The sequence below is a fragment of the Methylocella silvestris BL2 genome (assembly GCF_000021745.1).
Lineage (GTDB): Bacteria > Pseudomonadota > Alphaproteobacteria > Rhizobiales > Beijerinckiaceae > Methylocapsa > Methylocapsa silvestris.
The window spans coordinates 1,993,097-2,012,371 of the sequence record NC_011666.1 but is presented as its reverse complement, the minus strand read 5'-3'; the positions used below and the strand labels follow the sequence as shown (position 1 = coordinate 2,012,371).

Here is a 19,275-nt window from a genome sequence, read left to right as displayed (position 1 = left end):
CGAATGCGGGCCAAGCTCGCCGGCTGAAAGCGGCCAAAAGGAGAGCGGGCATGCAGACTGGCGACGGTTCGTCCCCCCTGATCGCGGCTTTCCTTGACATGGTCGCGGCCGAACGCGGCGGCGCCAAGAACACGCTCGAAGCCTATGCGCGCGACCTTGCCGATTATGCCGGCCGGCTCAAAGCCGCCAAAAAATCGCCGATCGAAGCGACCGGCGACGACATCGGCGCCTATATCGCCTCTCTCGAAAAGCGCGGTCTGAAACCAGCCTCGAGCGCCCGAAAGCTCTCGGCGATCCGCCAGCTGCACCGCTTTCTTGTGGCGGAAAGCTATCGCTCCGACGATCCGGCGGCGATCATCGAGGGCCCACGGCGCGGCCGCGGTCTGCCGAAAACACTGTCGATCGCCGAAGTCGACCGGCTGCTTGCGGTCTCAAAAGAGGGTCTTGACGCCGCCGCGCGCTCCCCCGGCGAGCAGCTGCGGGCGCTTCGCACGGCCTGCCTCATCGAACTTCTCTATGCGACCGGATTGCGCGTCTCCGAGCTCGTTTCGCTGCCGAAATCGATCGCGCGCGGGAAAGATCCCCTGATCCCGATCCGCGGCAAGGGCGGCCGCGACAGGCTGGCGCCGATCTCGACAAAGGCGCGGGAGGCGATCGCGGCCTATCGCGCCCTGTTGGACAGGCTCGCGCCGGGCGCGGCCTCCGGACCGTGGCTGTTTCCGGCCGACAGCGAGAGCGGTCATCTGACGCGCCAGGCTTTTGCGCGCGATCTCAAAACGGCGGCGGCGGCGGCGGGTCTCTCCGCCGCGCGCGTCAGCCCGCATGTGCTGCGCCACGCTTTCGCAAGCCATCTTCTGCAAAATGGCGCGGACCTTCGCGTCGTGCAGGAACTGCTCGGCCATGCCGATATTTCGACGACGCAGATCTACACGCATGTGCTCGACGAGCGGATGAAAGCCATGGTCCGCGACCTGCACCCGCTCGGCGATCCGTAAAACCTACCTCCCCATCGCCGCGGCGAGCGCCGTGTAGATGCGCGGGTCCGCCGATTGCGCCACATTGAAGCGCATAAAGCCCCCGGCCGATTGCGAGACGCTGAAGACATTCCCCGGCGCGAGCACGATGTTTTCGGCGAGCGCCCGCTGCGCGACGCCGGCGGCCTCAAGGCCGTCCGGCAGGCGGCACCAAAGAAACATGCCGGCCCGCGGCAGGATCCAAGGCGTAACGCCAAGGGCGGCGAGGCGGGCGCTTGTCTCGCCCATGGCGCGGGAGAGGCGCTCGCGCAGGCTGTCGATATGCTTGCGATAGGTTCCGTCCTTCAGAACGCCAAGAACGAGCTCCGCCGAAAGGGCGCCGCCGGCGAAAGCGGTCGAGATTTTGAGATCGATCAGCCCTTCGATCCAGTCGCGCCGCGCCGCGATGAAACCGCAGCGTCCCGCCGCGGAAAGGGTTTTTGAGAAACTGCCGATATGAACGACGCGATTGAGGCCGTCGAAGGCGGCGAGCCGCGGCGCTGGCTCAAGCTCGAAATCAGCGAAAATGTCGTCTTCGAGAATCGTCAGTCCATATTGCTCCGCGAGCTTCAGCAGACGGTGCGCGGTTACGGGCGATAGCGTCGCGCCGGTTGGATTATGCAGCGCCGAATTGGTGAGATAGAGACGCGGCCGGTGCTCTGTCAGCGCTGCGGCGAAAAGCGCGACGTCCGGGCCTGTCGGCGTAAAGGGGACGCTGACGACCTCCGCCCGGTGCGCCCGCAGCAGCGCGCGGAAGTTGAAATAGCAGGGATCGTCGACCAGCACCGCGTCGCCGGGTTCGATCAGGAAGCGGCAGAGAAGATCGATCGCCTGCGTGCCCGATTCCGTCAGCATGATTTGGTCGGGCGCCGCCTCGACGCCATGCTCTGACATGCGACGGGACAGGAGCTGACGCAGCGGCAAGAGCCCGAGGGGAGGGGCATAATCGGCCAAAGCCGAATCATCCGCCCGGGCCAGCGCCCTCAGACCGCGGCGCATCGCGCCCTCAGGCATCCATGAGGGGGGAAGCCAGCCGCAGCCGGGCTTCAAGAACGAATCGTCCGTCTCGAGCGATTGCCGCGAAACCCATAAAGGGTCGATGGCGCGGTCGAGCCGCGGACCCAACTCCGAGAGCGACAAAGGCGCCGTCCGGCCGCCGACATAAAAACCGGAGCCGCGCCGGGACTGGATCAGCCCTTCGGCGGCGAGCCGGTCATAGGCTTCGACCACGGTCGATTTGGACACGCCCATCGTTTCGGCGAAGCGGCGGATCGAGGGCAGCTTCGCCCCGGGCGCGAGCATGCGTCCGGCGATCTTTTGCCGAACGGATTCCATCACCCGCGTCACCAGCCTTCGGTCACCTGCGAAATCCGCCTGCTCGTCCATGTGTACTGCCGTCATATCCATTACAGTTTGGCAAAAGTGTAATGGTCTGTCCCTGTAAAATCCAGAGGGCTCCGCGTAAATCTCGCCCGGTGGAGGCGAGACGATGGACAAGAGTTTGAGCGGATGGGCCAATGGGTTCATCGGCGTTCTGATTTTCAGCGGCTCGCTGCCCGCGACGCGCGCGGCTGTCGCTGATTTCGATCCCCTGTTTCTGACCGCCGCGCGCGCGTCGATCGCGGGCCTTCTGGCGATCGCTCTCTTGCTCGTGTTGCGGCAGAAGCGCCCTGAGCGTCGCGACCTGGTCTCTTTCGGCATCGTGGCGCTCGGCGTCGTCGTCGGCTTCCCGCTTTTGTCGGCGCTGGCGCTGAAGCATGTCACGTCGGCGCATTCGGTTGTGTTCATCGGCCTGCTGCCTCTGGCGACGGCCATCTTCGGCGCAGCGCGCGGCGGCGAGCGTCCGCGGTGGGCGTTTTGGCTGTTTTCCTGCGCCGGCAGCGCCCTCATCGCCGGCTTTGCGCTGACGCAGGGCGGGGACGTGTCGCCGATCGGGGATCTGTTGATGTTCGCGGCCGTGGTCGCTGGAGGGCTTGGCTATGCCGAAGGCGCGATGCTGTCGCGGCGGCTCGGCGGCTGGCAGGTGATCTGCTGGGCGCTGGCCTTGTCGCTGCCCATCACGGCGGCGCTCACGCTTTACCTTGCGCCGCCGTCATTTTCGGAGGCGGGGCCGTCCGCCTGGATCGGCCTCTTCTATGTGTCCTTGTTCAGCATGCTGATCGGCTTCGCCTTCTGGTATCGCGGGCTGGCGCAGGGCGGCATCGCCGCTGTCGGACAATTGCAATTGCTGCAGCCCTTCTTCGCCCTGACCCTGGCCGCGGCGTTCCTGCATGAAAGCATCAGCTGGCCGATGATCGTCGTCAGCGGCGCCGTCGGCCTCTGCGTCGCCGGCGCCAGACATTTCGCGACATAGCGCGGGGCCTATTCAGCCGGCGCGGAGAGCGGCGCGTCCTTGCCGACCGAACGCATGGAAGCGACGCTCGGACGGAACGTCAGGAACCAGGGCAAAGCAATGAACAACAGCCCGCCGGCAAGATTGCCGAGCGTGACGGGGATCTGGTTCCACAGCCACCAATCACTGAGCGTGACTTTGGCGCCCAGCATCATGCCGGCCGGGATCACGAACATATTGACGACGGCGTGCTCGAAGCCTTGACCGAAGAAAATGAAGATCGGCAGCCAGGCGCCGAACAATTTGCCCGCGGTGGAGGTCGACATCATCGACATGGTCACGCCAAGGCAGACCATCCAATTGCACAGCATGGCTTTGACGAAGCTCGACAGCAGGCCGGCTGCGCCGAAGGGCTCATAGCCGACGGTTTTCAGAGTTGCGATGTCGATGATTTTCTGCGCGACGCCGGCCGGCGGAACGTTCCAGGCGTTGGTCAGCGCAATGACGAGCAAAAAGGCGTAGAGCACGCTGCCGATCAGATTGCCGATAAAGCCCCAGGTCCAGTTGCGGCCGGCCTCCGCCCACCTGCAGCGTCCGCTGAGCGCGGAAACGCCAAGAATGGCGAAATTGCCGGTGCAGAGCTCGAGGCCGAGGGCGACGATCATCACGAAGCCGACCGGGAAGACGATCGCGCCCGCGAAGGGCACGCCGGTTTGCACGGCGCCGGTAATTGCGAGGCTGGTTGCGATGCCGAGCAGGGCGCCTGCCATCATGCCGCGGATGAGCATGTCCGGGATCGAGAGCCGGGCGCGCTGAGCCCCCGAGTCGGCCATGGCGTTGACCATGTCGGACGGTTTGACGTAATCCATTGCAAAGCCTCCGGTTTTGGAGGAATTTTTGCAAGAGGCGCGCCATCGGCGCTCTGACGTCGCCTGGCAAGGGGTTTCACAGCAAATACCGGCCAAAAGTCGGGGCGAGGCCAGGCGGCCGCTCGCCAGTCTGACACACTGCAACAAATTCAATCACGCCGTGGGTCAAATTCTGGCGGCGAAGGCGGCGCGTCTCGTCGATGCGCCGCCCGGATCGCGAAAGGTCAGTGAACGAGATCGGCCGGCAGCTTGCCGCCATTTTCGGCGAGCTTGGCGAGCACCTGTTTGATGAGCCACACATTCATCGTCGCGGTATCGTCGGTGCTGCCGGAATAATGCAGTTCCGAGGCGAGTTCCTTGCGGGCTGTGAGGCTGCTGTCGAGGTCGAGGGTTTTCAAAAGATCGACGATCGAATGGCGCCAGTCGAGCTTTTGCCCTTGCTTGGCGACGAGTCCATCGAGAATGGACGCGACGTCGACGTCTTTGAGCGCCGTCGGCGCGGGCGCTGCTCCGCCGGCCGCAGGCGCAGCGGCGGTGGTTGTCGAGCCGGCGGAAGCCGGAGCGGGCGCATGCGCCGCCGGAGCTCCGCCCGCCGGCGGGGTTACGGGGGCGGCCTCGGCCTTGGAGTGGCCGAACAATTTGGAAACGATATTGCCGAAGATGCTCATGGTTCGTTTTCCTTGGACGTGTCGATGCGGGAAAAGGAGAGCGATCGAGAAAGGCCAATCCCCGTCACGCGTGCATTGAACGCGCGGGAAGCAGCGTCGGCCGCGACGGCCGACTGATTTTGACGGCGAAGCGGCGCGCTTCGGCGCCGGAGTTCCCGACAGATGAGTGGTAGTAAGGGAAAGGGCCGCCGTCCAGTTTTGTTTTATGACACTGCGGCGGCGTTGGGGCCGGCCTGTCCGGGCGCGAAAACATGCGGCCGGCGCGCTGTCTGCGCGCCCTCGACCCAACTGCGCAGGAAGGCCGTCGACCAGCGCGAGATCGCCCGGTCGTGGCGAAGCCAGCCCTCAAGATGGCGATGCAGCGGTCGCGCGCCGGGGAAATTCAGCCGTTCGCTCGAGCGCGCCGACCAGCGGCAGATCATCGGCAGGGTGACTTCCGGATGGAACTGGAAGCCGAACGCCTCCGGCCCATAGCGGAAAGCCTGCGCTTCGAAATCGTGACCGCTCGCCAGCAGGGTGGCCCCGCTTGGCAGATCGAATCCCTCGCGGTGCCACTGATAGACCCGGTCCGGGAAGCGATGATCGCAGAGGCCATGGCCGTGTTCGGTCGGATCGATCGGATAATAGCCGACCTCGACCCGGCCTTGCGGATGCGGGCAGACGCGATGGCCAAGATGGCGCGCCAGCATTTGCGCGCCGAGACAGATGCCGAGGAATGGCTTGCCTTCCTTGAGGGGCACGCCGATCCAGTCGATCTCGCGGCAGATCCAGTCTTCCTCGTCATTGGCGCTCATCGGGCCGCCGAAGACGACGACCCCGGCGTGGTCCGCGAGCGTCTTGGGCAGCGGGTCGTCGAATCGCGGGCGCCGGATGTCGAGACTGTAGCCGAGGTCGCATAGAATGCGGCCTATTCGGCCCGGGCTCGAACAGTGCTGATGCAGGATGACAAGCACCCGTGGGTCTGATTTCTCTGCTACGGCCATCGCTCACATAAAGAGATCGACTCAATCAACGGCGTTGATGTTGCATTTGCGAAATCAACGACAGGATCATGTGCTTTGGCGCGAAGGGCAAGACCCATGCGCCCAATTTGTTGAATCCGCCCGGTATAATTTCCCGCCGCCCCGCCATAAGGCCCTTGTAGCCGGCTTCAGCCACCTCCATCGAACTCGTCGCCGGGATCTTGTCGAGCTTGATGTCGGGACCGAATTTGGCGCGGGCCTGAAAGCCGGTCGGCGTCATGCCTGGGCAAAGCGCCGATACCGTCACGCCGTCTTGAAGCAATTCCTGCGCCAGACCCAGGGAGAACGATAGGACGTAAGCCTTTGAAGCGTAATAGATCGCCATGCCGGGGCCGCCTGGAAAATAGGAAGCGACGGAGGCGACGTTGAGAATTTTTCCGCCCGCGGCGCGGATGTCCGGCAGAAAGCGAATGGTAAGCTGCGTCAGCGCGCGGACATTCAAGTCGATGACGCCCAATTGTTCGGCCTCGCCGAGTTCGCCGACGTCGCCGCTGAGGCCATAGCCAGCATTGTTGACGAGGATCTTTACGCGCGCTCCGTTTTGCTGGAGGGCCGCCTCGATGGCGTCAGCGGCCTTCGGGTCGGAAAGGTCGAGCGCCAGCCGCAGCGGCCGCCGGCTGGTCGCGCGTTCGATTTCATCCGCAAGCGCGGCAAGCTTGTCGTCGCTGCGCGCGACAAGCATCAGATCATGGCCGTTGCGCGCGAAAACCCGCGCAAGGTCGGCGCCGATGCCGCCGGAGGCGCCTGTGATCAGCGCCACGCGCCTTCCGTCGTCAGTCCCTTGCATGATCAGCCTTTTGCCGAGGCGCCGCGCGCCCATCGGGAAAAGGCTACATCGATCTTGGTAAACGGGGAATTAACTATTCTGCGACTTGGCTGGATCGGCGCCGGCCGCACCAGAGTCGCCAGATTTCCCGGCGGCGGTCTCCGCGGCGACTTGCTGGCGCAAAAGCACGCGATCGCGCGAGGAGACCCCCAGCAATTCGGCGACCCGCCAGATCGTATTATCTTCGAATTCGTGAATTTCACCGTCGGCGCAGGCAATCTCCCACATCATTTCGACGATGCGCCGGCGTCCGTCGTCGTCGAGCGCGCGCTTGAGAACGCTGGTGAATTGATAGAAATCGACGGCGTCGCGGTCGCTTGCCTCGGCGCGGCGGATCAACTCCAGGGTCGCCGCCGCATCGAGGCCGAAACGCTGCGCCAGCGTGTCGCGCAGCCTTTGCCGCTCGGCCGCGTCGGTTTCGCCGTCGGCCGCGGCGACATGCACCAGCAGCGCAGCGGCGGCGAGACGATAATCATCGTCGCCGTAGGCCCTGCCAGCCGCGCCGCCGCCGCCAAGCTCGGCGAGAAAAGCTTTTAATGCGTCGAGCATGTTTGCTCCGCTCATGTGAGCGTGGGATCACGCAAAGAATCAGCGCAGAAGCAGGCAGCCGCGATAGCCTTCCGGCTCGTGATAGGCGCCGTAGGACGCCTTGACCCAGGCGCGGCATTGCCGGCTCGTCGGAAAGCACACATGCTCGTCACGCCAGTCGACGATGGTTCGTCCTTGCGCGTCGATATAGGGCTTGCCGCCCGAAAAATGCCCATAATAGACCGAGGGCCAGGGCAGGGTTTCGGCCGTCGCCAAGGTCGGAACCCAGAACGGCTGGCCGATCGAGCAGGCAACGCCGCCTTGCGGCTCTGCGAAATCCGCCGCCGCAGCCGGCAAGGCGAGGCCGGCCGAAGCTGCGAGGGCGCATAGGGCGAGCGTCGCGCGCAACCTGCCGATGAATGCCCCGATCATGATGGACGCCTTTCCGTTGCGCGTCGGGCCGAGCCCGCGAAAACGTTGCGAGCTTTGCCCGGAACGCGGCGCGATCGCAAGTTTTTCGCGGGTCCGCACGGCAGCCCCGGCGCGGAAAATGAAGAAAATTTCCCCTCGTTGCAGAAAGACACTAGATGAAGGCCTGAACGGGGCCGAGCGGCCCCGCGAGCCGACGCCGCCATCTGGATCTGCAATGAAATTCACGCTTTCCTGGCTCAAGGATCATCTTGAGACCGACGCCTCCCTGACCGAGATCGTCGACGCATTGACCCGCATCGGGCTCGAGGTCGAGCATGTCGAGGATCCCGCCGCCGCTCTGCATGATTTCACCATTGCCCGAATCGTCGAGGCGAAGCCGCATCCGAACGCCGACCGGCTGCAGGTCTGTCTCGTCGAAACCGGCGGCGGAGGGCTCGTGCAGGTCGTCTGCGGCGCCCCGAACGCCAGAGCCGGCTTGAAGACGGTGTTTGCGCCTCCGGGCGCGGTCATTCCGGCAAAGCAGATCACCCTGAGCAAGGGCGTCATTCGCGGCGTCGAATCGAACGGCATGCTGTGCTCGGGCGCCGAGCTTGGCCTCTCCGGCGATCACGACGGCATTCTCGAACTGCCGGATGAAGCGCCGGTCGGGCGCGCGTTCGCGCCCTGGGCTGGCCTCGCCGATCCGGTGATCGAGTTCAACCTTCTGCCGAACCGGCCGGACGCTATGGGCGTCGAGGGCGTCGCGCGCGATCTCGCCGCCGCCGGTCTTGGCCGCTTCAAGGGGAGATCGATCACCCCAGTTCCGGCTAGCTTCCCCTTGGCCATCGCCGCGCGCCTCGACCTCGCGCCGGAGGATTCCCATCTTGCGCCGGCCTTCGCCCTGCGCCTCATTCGCGGCGTCCGCAATGGCGAAAGCCCGGACTGGCTGCGCAAGCGGCTGACCGCCATCGGGTTGCGGCCAATCAACGCCCTCGTCGACATCACCAATTATCTGAGTTTTGACCGCGCCCGGCCGCTGCATGTCTTCGACGCGGCCAAGGTCAAGGGCGATCTCGTCGTGCGCCGCGCGCGAGCCGGCGAGAGCCTCAACGCCCTCGACGGGCGCGTCTATGCGCTCGACGAGGAGATGATTGTGATCGCCGACGATCGCGGCCCGCAATCGCTGGCCGGAATCATGGGCGGCGCGGACACCGGCTGCGACGCGGCGACGACCGACGTGCTGATCGAGGCCGCGCTCTGGCATCCGGCCAATATCGCCCGCACCGGCCGCCGGCTCGGAATCAATTCGGATGCGCGCTACCGCTTCGAGCGCAGCGTCGATCCGGCTTTTCTTCTGCCGGGGCTGGAGCTCGCCACCGCGCTGACGCTTGAATTTTGCGGCGGCGCGGCCTCCGAGATCGCGCTCGCCGGCAAGATCCCGGAGCGCGACCATCGCATCGTCTTTTTCCAGGGCGAGGTTACGAGGCTGACCGGGCTTGAGCTGCCGCCGTCCGAAATTACCGGCATTCTGGAGCAGCTTGGCTTCGAACTCGTCTATTCGCCAGGAAACAGCGATCGGTTTGTCGTGAAAACCCCGTCGTTTCGGCCCGATATCGAGGGGCCGGCCGATCTCGTCGAGGAAGTTATCCGCATCGCCGGCCTCGACCGGGTGACCTCGCGCCCCTTCGCGCGGGAAAGCGCCGGCGTGCAGGCGCCGAAGCTGACGCCGCTGCAACGGCGGGTGCGGACGGCAAAGCGCGCGCTGGCGGCCGCCGGCCTCGTCGAGGCCGTCACCTGGTCGTTCATTTCCCATGCCCGCGCCGAAGCGTTCGGCGGCGGCGCGGCCGAACTGACGCTGGCGAATCCGATCGCCGCCGATCTCTCCCACATGCGCCCGAGCCTGCTGCCGGGCCTGATCGCGGCCGCGCAGCGCAACGCCGATCGCGGCCATGGCGACGTCGCCTTGTTTGAGGTCGGACAGATTTTTTTGGGCGACGGCGAAGCGGATCAGAAAATCGCCGCGGCGGCGCTGCGGCAGGGCTTGGCCAAGACGTCGGGCGCCGGCCGCAACTGGCTGACCGGAGCGCAGCCGGCCGATGTTTTCGACGTCAAGGCGGATGCGCTGGCGCTGCTCGCCGCCCTTGGCGTCCCCACGAGCGGATTGCAGATCGTCCCCGGCGGCCCGGATTGGCTACACCCCGGGCGCTCCGCAACGCTGCAATTCGGGCCGAAGACCAAAATCGGCTATTTCGGCGAAATTCATCCGCGCGCGCTCGCCGCCCTGGGCGTTGACGGGCCGCTGGTCGGTTTCGAAGTTGTTTTGAATGACATACCGGTGACAAAATCTAAGCCGACAAAGACCAAGCCGAGGCTTGAACTTTTCGAGCTCATGCCTTTGCAGCGCGATTTCGCCTTTGTCGTCGACCGGTCCGTCCTTGCGGGCGATCTCGTCAAGGCGGCGCTTGCAGCGGACAAGACGCTCGTCGTCAATGCCGAGGTGTTCGACGTCTACGAGGGACCGGGGGTCGCTGAGGGCAAGAAATCCGTCGCGATCTCGGTGACCCTGCAACCGCGCGACAGAACGCTGACCGAGTCGGACATCGACGCTGTCGCGGCAAAGGTCGTCGCCGAGGCGGCGCAGCGGGCCGGCGCGAGCTTGAGAGGATGAAAAGGTGCGTCTAGCGACGATAGCATTTGCGGCCCTTATCGGGGCCTTCGGCTTGGCCGAGTCTAGCGCCGCGCGGGCGGAGTCCATCGCCGATTGCGAAAAAATCCAGGCAGCAGACGCGTATAATCAATGCCTTGCCCGCTTTGGGCCGACCCCGCGCAGCCATATTTCCTCGGCGAAGGACTTTGGCGGCGATGGCGATCCGTCCGCGACGGCGGATGTGAAGGATCCGGACGCTGCGGAACCCGCCCCGCGGCAGTCGCGCCACGCCTCCCGCGGGCGCTCCCACTCTCACTCCGCTTCGCGCCATTCCGGTCATCGCTATTATGGCCATTATCGTCATGGCCACGGCAGCGCGCAGGCGGCTAACGGCGGGCAGAAGCGCATGGCGTTCAACGTTGTCTCGGGACGCCACGCGCGCTAAACCGGCGCTCGTATTTTAGGTCGCGATTGATTTACGAAAAAAAGGGGCCTGGCGGGCCCCTTTTTTGCTGATATTTGCTATCCGTTCTGCCCTTTCAGGTCAGGCGGGCAGCGCCGACTTGGCCTTGTCGACGATCGCCTTGAACGCCTCGGGCTGGGTGATGGCGAGATCGGACAGAACCTTGCGGTCGACCGCAACGCCGGCCTTGGCAAGCCCGTCGATGAAGCGGGAATAGGTCAGACCGCATTCGCGCACGGCGGCGTTGAGGCGCTGAATCCAGAGCGCGCGGAACACGCGCTTCTTGGCGCGCCGGTCGCGCGTCGCATATTGCATCGAGCGATCGACGGCCGCTTTGGCGGCGCGGATCGTATTCTTGCGGCGGCCATAAAAGCCTTTTGCCGCTTCGAGGGTTTTCTTGTGCTTGGCGTGTGAAGTTACGCCGCGTTTGACGCGCGCCATGGATGATCTCCGGACTGGCTAATTTTGGGGTTCAAAAGGACAGTTATTCAGACGGCCGGGGTTCAGCCGTTCGGCAGAAAATATTTGATGATATTGTCGCCGTCGCTTTTGAACATTACGGATGTGCCGCGCAGATTACGGATCTGCTTGTTGGTCCGCTTGATCATGCCATGCCGTTTGCCGGCCTGCGCATAAAGCACTTTGCCGGTGCCGGTGATCTTGAAGCGCTTCTTCGCGCCCGATTTCGTCTTCAGTTTGGGCATTTTGCTCGTCTCCGCGGGCTTTTCAGCCCTTATTTGATTGATGGAGTGGGCGAGGCCCACTCTCGTTCGTTTCCGAACGAGCGAACGAACCGCCACGGCAGCCCTGGTAGCCGGTCGGTTCGAAAGGCCGCTTTATAAAGAAAGCCGCGACGAAAGCAATGGGCGCCGCGCTAAATCTGCGGCGGCGGACGCCGTCCGCGGGGCGACGTTAGATGCCGGCGCCCGCTGTCATTTTGATGGGGTTGAAACTGCAATCCGCGACGCGCAGCGGCAAAAAATGCTCGCCGCTTTACCTTCGCGAATAAAAAAAATGCCTCTCACCGTCGCGAAGCGCCCGGCGATGAGAGGCGGGAGCAGATGCGGGACGGCCTACTTAAGATGCTGCGCGAGATATTTGTTCATCTCGAACATCGTCACCTTATCGCGGCCGAACACAGCCTTGAGCTTGTCGTCGGCTAGAATCTCGCGCTTGTTCGCTTCGTTCTGCAGCTTATGCTTCTTGATATATTCCCAGACCTTGCTCACCACTTCCGTGCGCGGCAGCGGGGCCGATCCGACCACTTCGGCCAGTTCCTTCGATGGCTGCAGCGGCTTGGCGAAAGCGCTGCCCGAAGACGCCTTGGGGGCGGCCTTCGCGGCGGTCTTGGCCGGGGCGGCGCTTTTCGCCGGAGCGGCTTTCTTGCTTGAACTCGTCATTCCGTCGACCTTCCATCAATAGCAGCGGGGGCGCTTCTTTTTGCGAGCGTTCCTGCGCAGCAAGCTGAATCAGTTCTTCTCTCGCATTCTCGACTGACGGAACCCCAACCATTGTCCCCCGTCAAGCGAGGAACCGAAGTTTTGTGACGGCGGCCCTGCGCAGAAGGGCTGTCTCTTTGCGCGGCGGGGGCGCGCGCCGGCTGCTAGCCGCTTTTATCTAAAGCGGTTTCGCTTCATTTTGGGTCTCATCCAATGTTGCAGCGAGACCGGCGCCGAAGCGGCTCCATATCCGGCGAGGGGCGAAACTCCTTGGGGAAAAGCACGGCTTTCTCGGGCCGATCGAGGTGATTCGCAAAAAGCGTTCAGTAGACGCATTGTTCAAAGGCGGGATCGACGCTGCCGGCCCAACGCGTCTTGAACGCCTCGATCAGGCGCTCCGCCTCGGTCCGCCCGTCGACGATGCGATCAAGCGGGTCGAGGAAATGGGCTTCCGTGCGTCCTTGGTCATCAAGATGTTTGCGCCGTTCGAGTCCTGTCCGCGCCAGCGCCAGCGTTTCGCGCGCGACGTCACGCAACGGGCGCCCCTGGATGCTGGCCTCGAGGCCGAGCCGCGGCGTATCGGCGCGCAGGCGCTCGCGATCCTCCTGCGTCCAGGGCTTGATCAATTCGCAAGCCTGATCGAGCGCGCCCTGATCGTAGAACAGCCCCGCGAACAATGCGGGCAAAGCGGTCAGCATGGGCCGCGGGCCGGCGTCGGCGCCGCGCATTTCGAGGTAGCGCTTCAGCCGCACCTCGGGAAAGATCGTCGACAGATGGTTCGCCCAGTCGGACAAGGTCGCCCGCTCGCCGGGGCAGGCGACCAGCCGCCCGGCGAGAAGATCGCGAAAACTTGCGCCCGCGACGTCGATATAGGTCTCGCCGCGCTTGACGAAATACATCGGGACATCGAGCGCATAATCGACATAGCGCTCAAAGCCCATGCCTGGCTCGAAGGCGAAGGGCAGCATGCCCGTGCGCGCCGCGTCAGTGTCGCGCCAAATCTCGGACCTTGCCGAGAGAAAGCCGTTCAATTTGCCGTCGGTGAAAGGGGAATTGGCGAAAAGCGCCGTCGCGACCGGCTGCAAGGACAGTGAAACCCGCAGCTTTTTGACCATGTCGGCCTCGCTCGAAAAATCGAGATTGGCCTGAACCGTCGTCGTGCGGAACATCATATCGAGGCCGCGCCCGCCGACCTTCGGCATATAGCGGCGCATGATCGCATAGCGCTGCTTCGGCATCAGGGGAATATCGTCGAGTCGCCATTTCGGATTCATGCCGAGAGCGAGAAACCGGACGCCTAAAGGGGCCGCGACGCTTTTCAGCGCCGAAAAATGGCGATTGAGTTCGGCGTCGGTTTCATGGATCGTGGCGAGCGGGGCGCCTGACAGTTCGAACTGTCCGCCGGGTTCGAGCGAGATCGCGCCGCCGCCGCGCTCGTCGAACAGGCCGATGATGTTTTCGCCGTCGCAGATCTCGCTCCAGCCTTGCTTGTCGCGCATCCCAAGCAGCAGCGCGCGGACGCCGCCGAGGTCTTCTTCCGGCCTGCCCTGATAGGGCACGGCCGAATGGCAAAGCTCGTAGAACGGGATTTTTTCATGCTCCGTGCCGATGGCGAAGCGCTCCGCCGGCTTGGAGCCCGCCTCAAACCACTCGACGAGTTCGCGTTGCGACGTAACAGGCGTTGAATCGGAGACGTCGCGCGCCATCAGTGCATTAATCCGGTTTAGCGAAGGGCAAATTCATGGCCCGGGGGGTGCGGGCTGCCGAGCGCGCATTGGCGAAGCTTCATAAGCGCGCGCGCGCTGCAGCGCAACGCCGCGCCCTCGCGTCTCAGCCGCGGCGATAACCAGCGGCGGTTTCGCTCAAGGCTGGTTCTGCCGGCCCGGATCGCGAAAAGAGAGGCTCAATCCGCGCCGCGCGAAAAAATCGCGTGAAAGTTCAGGACGGCTTCTTGCCGGTGAAAATCGAGTTGATCTCGTCCTGCAGGTTGCTCGCCTGGCTGGGCGGCGGCGCCGGCGTTCCGGGCTGCAGCATTTTTGTGAGGGCTTCGAGCGCCGACTGGATCGTCGCCGGATCGAATCCGCCTGGCGCGGCGTTCGGCGGCGCGCCCGCCGGGGCGGATCCAGTCTGGGCCGACCCGCCGGCCTGCTGCCCGAAGAAACCGCTGAGGATCGTGCCGAACATTCCGGCCAACCCGCCCATTCCGGCCGCAGCGCCGCTTTGATCCGCTTGTGGATTGGGGTGAATGCCGCCCGCTCCCGCGCCTTGCGGCGTGGTCTGGCCCTGCGCGCCGCCGAGCAGACTGCCGAGGATGGAGCCGAGGCCGCCCTGGCTCGCGGCGTTGGCGAGCTGGCCGAACAATCCGCCAAGGCCCTGATTGGCGAGGCTCTTGCTCAAGCCGCCCATCACCATCGAGGCGATCACCGGCAGCATCTGCTGGATCAGCGCCGGGGGTAGCCCGGCGAAGGCGGCCGCGTTTTGCGCGACGTCCGCGCGCTGCTGCGAGGAGCCGAACAATTGCGTCAGCACGTCGGCGCCCTTTTGCATCGTTTCGCCGGAGAGAGCCGCGGTGGGGTCGGTGAAAGCGGCTAAGTGCTGCGTGTCGCCGAGCGCGCCGAGCATCGAGGAAAAGGCGGCAGGCTGCGCCGACTGCTTCAGGAAGGCGGCCGACATATCCGGCATCAACGCTTTGATGGCGGCGTCAGCCTGCTCCGGAGAAATGTTGAACTGCTTCGCCAGATTGTCGACGGCCTGGCCGCCCTGGGCGTTCTGCAGGATCTCATAGAGATTGAACATGGAAGTTCCTATCTGCCGGGGCGAGAGAAAGAGCCCGCTAAACGCCCGTTGCTCGTCTCTCGAGCCTGGCGGTCACGAAATATGCCACGACGACGGCTAATACGCCAAAAAGGGCGGCGCCGGCAATGAGCCCGACATAGCCGCCCTTCGGCCCGAAGTGCGCCGCTCCGAGGGTCACGAAGGGAACGGTGCCGGCGGTGGCCCGTCCCCAATTGAATACCGTCGACAGGACGGGAAAGCCGAGATTGTTGAAGGAAGCGTTGGCGACGAAAATGCCCCCGAGAAAGAACCATAAGCCGCCACAGTAAAGGCAGAAGAAGCGCAGGAGGTCGGCAGTCTCGCCCTCTGCCGCGAACAGCTTGATGAGCAGCGGCGCGGCCTGCGTCAGGGCCGCCGCCACGACGAGCACGTAAAGCGCGGCGAAGCCGAAGCTTCCGTTCAAGGTCTGCCGCAGCCGGTCATAAAGCTGCGCGCCGAGATTTTGGCCAAGGATGGGCCCGACCGAGCCAGACAGCGCAAAGAGCACCCCGAAGGCGACCGGCGAAACGCGGTCCATGATCGCCACCGCGGCGACGACCGGCGCGCCGAATTGAGAAAAGACGCTCATGGCATAGGCGTTGGCGACCGGAGCCGCGATATTGGTCAGGATCGCCGGGACGGCGATGGCCATTAAAATCCCGGCGTCGGCGAGCGCCGCGCTCATGCGGGGCCAGGCGACGAGATCATGACGGCCGACCGCGCCCCTGAGGCCGACGACGACGAAAACGATGCGCGAGAGCACGGTTACGATCGCTGCGCCCTCGACGCCAAGGCCAAGGGCGAAAATGAAGATCGGATCAAGGATCGCCGTAACCACGGCGCCCGACAAGGTGACATACATTGCGCGCCGCGCGTCCCCGACCGCGCGCAGAATGGCGGCGAGCGCCATGCCAAGGCCAAGGCCGACCGTCGCCGGCAGAGTCAGCATCAGATAGGCGGAGCCGACGTCGAGCGCCGGCCCGCTCGCGCCGAGGAAGGCGAGGATTTCGCGCCGGAAGGCCATTCCGACCAGACCGACGAGGACCGAGATCACAGCGACATGGACGAGCCCCGACGCCGCGAGGCGGCGCGCGCGCTCGCGCTGGCCGGCGCCGATCGCGCGCGACACGAGGGCGCCGATCGCGATCGCAAGGCCGATATTGACCGAGACGGAAAAGAACAACACCTGCGTCGCGAAGCCGACCGCGGCGGTGAGATTCGGGTCCTGGAGGCGCGACACATAAAGCAGCGACAGGAAATCGACGACAAAGATCGACATCAGGCCGATCGAGGCCGCGCCGGTCATGACAAGCACATGACGCAGCGTCGAGCCTTCGGTGAAGATCGCGCTTGCGGCGGCGGCTTTCGGGCTCAAACCTGCGTCATTCCTTGATGCGCTGCGCGCGACCTTGCCTGACGGCGCCGCGCGCTCTTGCGCCGGGGCCGCGCCCGCGCCACTCTATCGCCGCTCCCGCCCTCTATCGCAAGGCGCCGGGCGTTCGGCGCCGACCGGGGCGGGGCAGCGGCGCGCTGTATCATCCCTGTGATTTTCATGTGATTTTAACGCGTCGCGGGGATCAAAATTGTCCGAAAACATTTGGCAGGCTGCAGCTACCGGAGCGCGCGACAATGACTGATTCAGACGCTCACGGCGATCCGCATCATGAGCATCCCCATGATCATGCAGACGGCCATTCCCACGCGCATTCCCATGCGCCGACGAATTTCGGGCCGCGATTCCTGGTCGGCATCGGCCTCAACATTGCAATCGTCGTGCTCGAACTGGTTTTCGGGCTGATCTCCCATTCGGTCGCGCTGATCGCCGACGCCGGTCATAATTTATCCGACGTGCTCGGCCTTTGCGTCGCCTATGTCGCGATTATACTCGCCGCGCGTCCGCCGTCCGACCGCTTCACCTATGGGCTGAAGGGATCGTCGATCCTCGCAGCGCTGTTCAACGCAATGTTCCTGCTCGTCGCTACCGGCGCCCTCAGCTATGAAGCGATCCGTCGTTTCTTCGACCCCGAGCCCGTCGCCGCGGGAACGATGATGGCGGTGGCGGCGGTCGGCATGGTCATCAATGCGGCGACTGCAGCGCTTTTTGTCTCCGGCCAGGGGGACGACCTGAATATCCGTGGCGCGTTTCTGCATATGGCGGCGGATGCGGCGGTTTCGGCGGGCGTCGTGCTCGCTGGCCTTCTGATCCTCGTCACCGGACAGCTCTGGCTCGACCCGCTGATGAGCCTTGTGATCAATGCCGTGATCATTTTCGGCACCTGGGGGCTGCTGCGTGAAAGCGTCGTGATGTCGCTCGCCGCCGCGCCGAAGGGCCTGCCGGTCGGCGATGTGCGCGGGTTTTTGGCCGGGCTTCCCGGCGTCGCCTCCGTGCACGACCTTCATATCTGGTCGATGAGCACCAGCGAAATCGCCCTGACCGGCCATCTGGTGACGCCGGGCGGCCATCCCGGCGACGCCTTCCTGATGGAGACGGCGCATCATCTCAATGAGCGCTTCCGGATCGGCCATGTCACCTTGCAGATCGAGACGGATGAGACGACGGCCTGCGCGCTGGCTCCCGACGAGGTGGTTTGAATTTGGCCGGCGAGCGGCGCCGGAGCCGCTCGCAACATGGCGCCGCCCTTGAACCGCTGACTTCAGCCTGGTTCGTCAGTCCGAAAAATTGCCGGGTCCTTCCGGGCGGAAGGGGCTGACGCCCGCGCCGTCACGTCCCCGTGTTCCGGCATGGTCATATTGCATGGCGTCGGCGCCGGGCGACGGCTGCGCCGCCAACTGGCCCTGATACATGCCGTAATAGTCTTGCGCGGCGGCCTTGGCATGCGGGCTCGCGGCTGACGCCGCGCCCGCCGAGGCCATCAGCGCCGCGGCCACAGCCACTGCGCGCGCGGCTCTGCCGTTGCGGATGATGCTGATCATTGAAATGCCCATGATGTTGCTCCTTCGATTGAGGGATCTTGCCGCCCGATTGGCGTCAAGCGATCTTGATCGATAGGTAGGGCGCGCTTGCGTTATTTGTAGGTTCTGAAATGTCAATAGATGTTGATGGAATAAATTTGAAAACGCGCATGTTACCGCTGTAACAAAGCGGTGTTGCATCATTTCTGTTCAGCCTGCGCAAGGCGCAGGCGCCGCCTCGTTCAAATATATGACGATAGTCATCCATAAACGCCTCTCGAGCTCTTGGGGAAAGGCGGGGGCTGAGTGTTAGCTTGCGGCGGCCTGCGCCGCCATCGGACGGATCGCCTCGCTGAAAACGGCGAGGTCGGCGCTGCGTTTCGAAAGCAGCGGGCTCAGCGGCTTCAGGACGACGCTGCGCGGCCCGATTTCAGTTTCGATTTCGCGCAGCCGGTCGCTGATCTCTTCCGCCGCCCCAATCAGAGAATCGTCCATCACGCGTTCGACGTCGAACCACTCCGTCCATTCCGGCTGCATGCGCGCGGTCGTCTCTCTCATGCGGGCGATGAAAGGCGCGAGAAACGTCGCCGCTTCCTCCCGCGCTTGCGCCCGCGTCGGAGCGAGATGGAAAAACCGCATCAGCACAAGTTTCGGATCGGCCTCGGGCGCGGCGTCGCGATAGGCCGCGACATTGCGCGCGACGATTTTCAGGGGGAAGGGCGGACCGGACATGAAGCCGTAGCCAAGCGTCGCGGCGCGCTGCGTAATACCGGGCGTCGATGTGGCGATGTAGGTCGGGATCGGCCGCTGCAGCGGCTTCGGCGCGAGGCGGACGCGATCGGCCCTGAAATGGGCGCCCTCGAAGCTCACCTCGTCCTCCGCGAGAAGCCTCTGGATCAGCGCCAGCGCCTCAAAGGTTTTTTCGCGGCTGCCGGCGACGTCGACGCAGAAATGCTTGTTCTGCATCGGGAAGGGGCCGCCCTTGGCGACGCCGAAATCAAACCGTCCGTCCGACAGAATATCGAGCGTCGCCGCCTCTTCCGCGATCAGCATCGGATTGTGGAAAGGCAACAGCACCGCCGCCGATCCGAGCCTGATGCGCGAGGTGCGCGCGGCGAGATAAGCGAGCGTCATCAGGCAGGAAGGAACCGGCGACTCAGCGTTGAAATGATGCTCGACCGCCCATGCCTCCTCGAAGCCGAGGTCTTCGGCAAGTCGGACGAGGCTCGTCTGTTCGGCGAAGGCGCGGGCGAAATCGTCATGCGGATTGTCGAAAGTGCAGAAAAGTCCAAACCGCATGGCGTCCCCCGTTTTGCCGACCGTGCGGCCA

Annotated in this window: 19 protein-coding genes; 4 read left to right on the top strand and 15 right to left on the bottom strand. The window is 64.4% G+C overall.

Annotation, left to right across the window (positions count from 1 at the left end; all coding sequences use genetic code 11):
- Positions 1-50: 50 nt before the first annotated feature.
- A complete protein-coding gene (locus MSIL_RS09415) occupies positions 51-995 on the top strand; it encodes a site-specific tyrosine recombinase XerD (protein ID WP_012590862.1) in 945 nt (314 codons plus the stop codon).
- A gap of 3 nt (positions 996-998) precedes the next feature.
- Here the strand turns inward: MSIL_RS09415 and MSIL_RS09410 are convergent, their stop codons facing one another.
- Positions 999-2,399: an aminotransferase-like domain-containing protein gene (locus tag MSIL_RS09410; protein WP_049768138.1), complete on the bottom strand. Its 1,401-nt coding sequence runs from the start codon at positions 2,397-2,399 to the stop codon at positions 999-1,001.
- Between the two features lie 103 nt (positions 2,400-2,502).
- Here MSIL_RS09410 and MSIL_RS09405 point away from each other — a divergent pair, with 103 nt between their 5' ends.
- Positions 2,503-3,366 carry a DMT family transporter gene (locus tag MSIL_RS09405; protein ID WP_012590860.1) on the top strand — a complete coding sequence of 288 codons (864 nt, stop codon included), beginning with the start codon at positions 2,503-2,505 and terminating at the stop codon, positions 3,364-3,366.
- An 8-nt stretch (positions 3,367-3,374) separates the two neighbouring features.
- Here MSIL_RS09405 and MSIL_RS09400 read toward each other — a convergent pair whose 3' ends face one another.
- From MSIL_RS09400 to MSIL_RS09375, 6 genes are all read right to left on the bottom strand, one after another.
- Complete coding sequence (locus MSIL_RS09400; RefSeq protein WP_012590859.1) at positions 3,375-4,214, bottom strand: formate/nitrite transporter family protein; 840 nt, start codon at positions 4,212-4,214, stop codon at positions 3,375-3,377.
- A gap of 224 nt (positions 4,215-4,438) precedes the next feature.
- A complete protein-coding gene (locus MSIL_RS09395) occupies positions 4,439-4,882 on the bottom strand; it encodes a DUF3597 domain-containing protein (RefSeq protein ID WP_012590858.1) in 444 nt (147 codons plus the stop codon).
- A gap of 203 nt (positions 4,883-5,085) precedes the next feature.
- Positions 5,086-5,865 (bottom strand): glutamine amidotransferase, encoded by a 780-nt coding sequence (locus MSIL_RS09390; RefSeq protein WP_012590857.1) that lies wholly within the window; start codon positions 5,863-5,865, stop codon positions 5,086-5,088.
- Between the two features lie 25 nt (positions 5,866-5,890).
- The gene (locus tag MSIL_RS09385; protein ID WP_012590856.1) at positions 5,891-6,691 is read right to left on the bottom strand and encodes an SDR family NAD(P)-dependent oxidoreductase; all 801 of its coding nucleotides are present in this window, start codon (positions 6,689-6,691) and stop codon (positions 5,891-5,893) included.
- 69 nt (positions 6,692-6,760) lie between these two features.
- Positions 6,761-7,279 (bottom strand): tellurite resistance TerB family protein, encoded by a 519-nt coding sequence (locus MSIL_RS09380; RefSeq protein WP_012590855.1) that lies wholly within the window; start codon positions 7,277-7,279, stop codon positions 6,761-6,763.
- Positions 7,280-7,318: 39 nt separating this feature from the next.
- The gene (locus MSIL_RS09375) at positions 7,319-7,690 is read right to left on the bottom strand and encodes a hypothetical protein (protein ID WP_012590854.1); all 372 of its coding nucleotides are present in this window, start codon (positions 7,688-7,690) and stop codon (positions 7,319-7,321) included.
- 214 nt (positions 7,691-7,904) lie between these two features.
- On the opposite strand from MSIL_RS09375, the gene pheT reads away from it, so the two are divergent.
- Positions 7,905-10,337, top strand: coding sequence for a phenylalanine--tRNA ligase subunit beta (gene pheT / locus MSIL_RS09370; protein WP_012590853.1), 2,433 nt, complete (start codon positions 7,905-7,907; stop codon positions 10,335-10,337).
- A 523-nt stretch (positions 10,338-10,860) separates the two neighbouring features.
- Here the strand turns inward: pheT and rplT are convergent.
- From rplT to MSIL_RS09335, 6 genes are all read right to left on the bottom strand, one after another.
- Complete coding sequence (rplT, locus tag MSIL_RS09360) at positions 10,861-11,220, bottom strand: 50S ribosomal protein L20 (RefSeq protein ID WP_012590851.1); 360 nt, start codon at positions 11,218-11,220, stop codon at positions 10,861-10,863.
- Between the two features lie 62 nt (positions 11,221-11,282).
- Positions 11,283-11,483 carry a 50S ribosomal protein L35 gene (gene rpmI, locus MSIL_RS09355; RefSeq protein ID WP_012590850.1) on the bottom strand — a complete coding sequence of 67 codons (201 nt, stop codon included), beginning with the start codon at positions 11,481-11,483 and terminating at the stop codon, positions 11,283-11,285.
- Positions 11,484-11,852: 369 nt separating this feature from the next.
- A complete protein-coding gene (locus MSIL_RS09350; RefSeq protein WP_012590849.1) occupies positions 11,853-12,179 on the bottom strand; it encodes an SWIB/MDM2 domain-containing protein in 327 nt (108 codons plus the stop codon).
- Positions 12,180-12,541: 362 nt separating this feature from the next.
- Positions 12,542-13,924 carry a glutamate--cysteine ligase gene (locus tag MSIL_RS09345; protein WP_012590848.1) on the bottom strand — a complete coding sequence of 461 codons (1,383 nt, stop codon included), beginning with the start codon at positions 13,922-13,924 and terminating at the stop codon, positions 12,542-12,544.
- A gap of 232 nt (positions 13,925-14,156) precedes the next feature.
- Positions 14,157-15,014 carry a DUF937 domain-containing protein gene (locus tag MSIL_RS20145; RefSeq protein ID WP_012590847.1) on the bottom strand — a complete coding sequence of 286 codons (858 nt, stop codon included), beginning with the start codon at positions 15,012-15,014 and terminating at the stop codon, positions 14,157-14,159.
- Positions 15,015-15,051: 37 nt separating this feature from the next.
- Positions 15,052-16,407, bottom strand: coding sequence for an MATE family efflux transporter (locus MSIL_RS09335; protein ID WP_012590846.1), 1,356 nt, complete (start codon positions 16,405-16,407; stop codon positions 15,052-15,054).
- Between the two features lie 254 nt (positions 16,408-16,661).
- Between MSIL_RS09335 and MSIL_RS09330 the strand changes: the two genes are divergently transcribed.
- On the top strand, positions 16,662-17,624 hold the full coding sequence (locus MSIL_RS09330; protein WP_012590845.1) for a cation diffusion facilitator family transporter: 963 nt from the start codon (positions 16,662-16,664) through the stop codon (positions 17,622-17,624).
- Between the two features lie 75 nt (positions 17,625-17,699).
- Here the strand turns inward: MSIL_RS09330 and MSIL_RS09325 are convergent, their stop codons facing one another.
- Both MSIL_RS09325 and MSIL_RS09320 read right to left on the bottom strand, forming a co-directional pair.
- Positions 17,700-17,978 (bottom strand): hypothetical protein, encoded by a 279-nt coding sequence (locus MSIL_RS09325; RefSeq protein WP_012590844.1) that lies wholly within the window; start codon positions 17,976-17,978, stop codon positions 17,700-17,702.
- A gap of 276 nt (positions 17,979-18,254) precedes the next feature.
- The gene (locus tag MSIL_RS09320) at positions 18,255-19,244 is read right to left on the bottom strand and encodes an LLM class flavin-dependent oxidoreductase (protein WP_012590843.1); all 990 of its coding nucleotides are present in this window, start codon (positions 19,242-19,244) and stop codon (positions 18,255-18,257) included.
- Positions 19,245-19,275: the final 31 nt, after the last annotated feature.

Bases quoted from the DNA above. Each gene is read 5' to 3' on its own strand.
- MSIL_RS09415 (WP_012590862.1), top strand. From the start codon at position 51: ATGCAGACTGGCGACGGTTCGTCCCCCCTGATCGCGGCTTTCCTTGAC.
- MSIL_RS09410 (WP_049768138.1), bottom strand. From the start codon at position 2,399: ATGGACGAGCAGGCGGATTTCGCAGGTGACCGAAGGCTGGTGACGCGG.
- MSIL_RS09405 (WP_012590860.1), top strand. From the start codon at position 2,503: ATGGACAAGAGTTTGAGCGGATGGGCCAATGGGTTCATCGGCGTTCTG.
- MSIL_RS09400 (WP_012590859.1), bottom strand. From the start codon at position 4,214: ATGGATTACGTCAAACCGTCCGACATGGTCAACGCCATGGCCGACTCG.
- MSIL_RS09395 (WP_012590858.1), bottom strand. From the start codon at position 4,882: ATGAGCATCTTCGGCAATATCGTTTCCAAATTGTTCGGCCACTCCAAG.
- MSIL_RS09390 (WP_012590857.1), bottom strand. From the start codon at position 5,865: ATGGCCGTAGCAGAGAAATCAGACCCACGGGTGCTTGTCATCCTGCAT.
- MSIL_RS09385 (WP_012590856.1), bottom strand. From the start codon at position 6,691: ATGCAAGGGACTGACGACGGAAGGCGCGTGGCGCTGATCACAGGCGCC.
- MSIL_RS09380 (WP_012590855.1), bottom strand. From the start codon at position 7,279: ATGCTCGACGCATTAAAAGCTTTTCTCGCCGAGCTTGGCGGCGGCGGC.
- MSIL_RS09375 (WP_012590854.1), bottom strand. From the start codon at position 7,690: ATGATCGGGGCATTCATCGGCAGGTTGCGCGCGACGCTCGCCCTATGC.
- pheT (WP_012590853.1), top strand. From the start codon at position 7,905: ATGAAATTCACGCTTTCCTGGCTCAAGGATCATCTTGAGACCGACGCC.
- rplT (WP_012590851.1), bottom strand. From the start codon at position 11,220: ATGGCGCGCGTCAAACGCGGCGTAACTTCACACGCCAAGCACAAGAAA.
- rpmI (WP_012590850.1), bottom strand. From the start codon at position 11,483: ATGCCCAAACTGAAGACGAAATCGGGCGCGAAGAAGCGCTTCAAGATC.
- MSIL_RS09350 (WP_012590849.1), bottom strand. From the start codon at position 12,179: ATGACGAGTTCAAGCAAGAAAGCCGCTCCGGCGAAAAGCGCCGCCCCG.
- MSIL_RS09345 (WP_012590848.1), bottom strand. From the start codon at position 13,924: ATGGCGCGCGACGTCTCCGATTCAACGCCTGTTACGTCGCAACGCGAA.
- MSIL_RS20145 (WP_012590847.1), bottom strand. From the start codon at position 15,014: ATGTTCAATCTCTATGAGATCCTGCAGAACGCCCAGGGCGGCCAGGCC.
- MSIL_RS09330 (WP_012590845.1), top strand. From the start codon at position 16,662: ATGACTGATTCAGACGCTCACGGCGATCCGCATCATGAGCATCCCCAT.
- MSIL_RS09325 (WP_012590844.1), bottom strand. From the start codon at position 17,978: ATGGGCATTTCAATGATCAGCATCATCCGCAACGGCAGAGCCGCGCGC.
- MSIL_RS09320 (WP_012590843.1), bottom strand. From the start codon at position 19,244: ATGCGGTTTGGACTTTTCTGCACTTTCGACAATCCGCATGACGATTTC.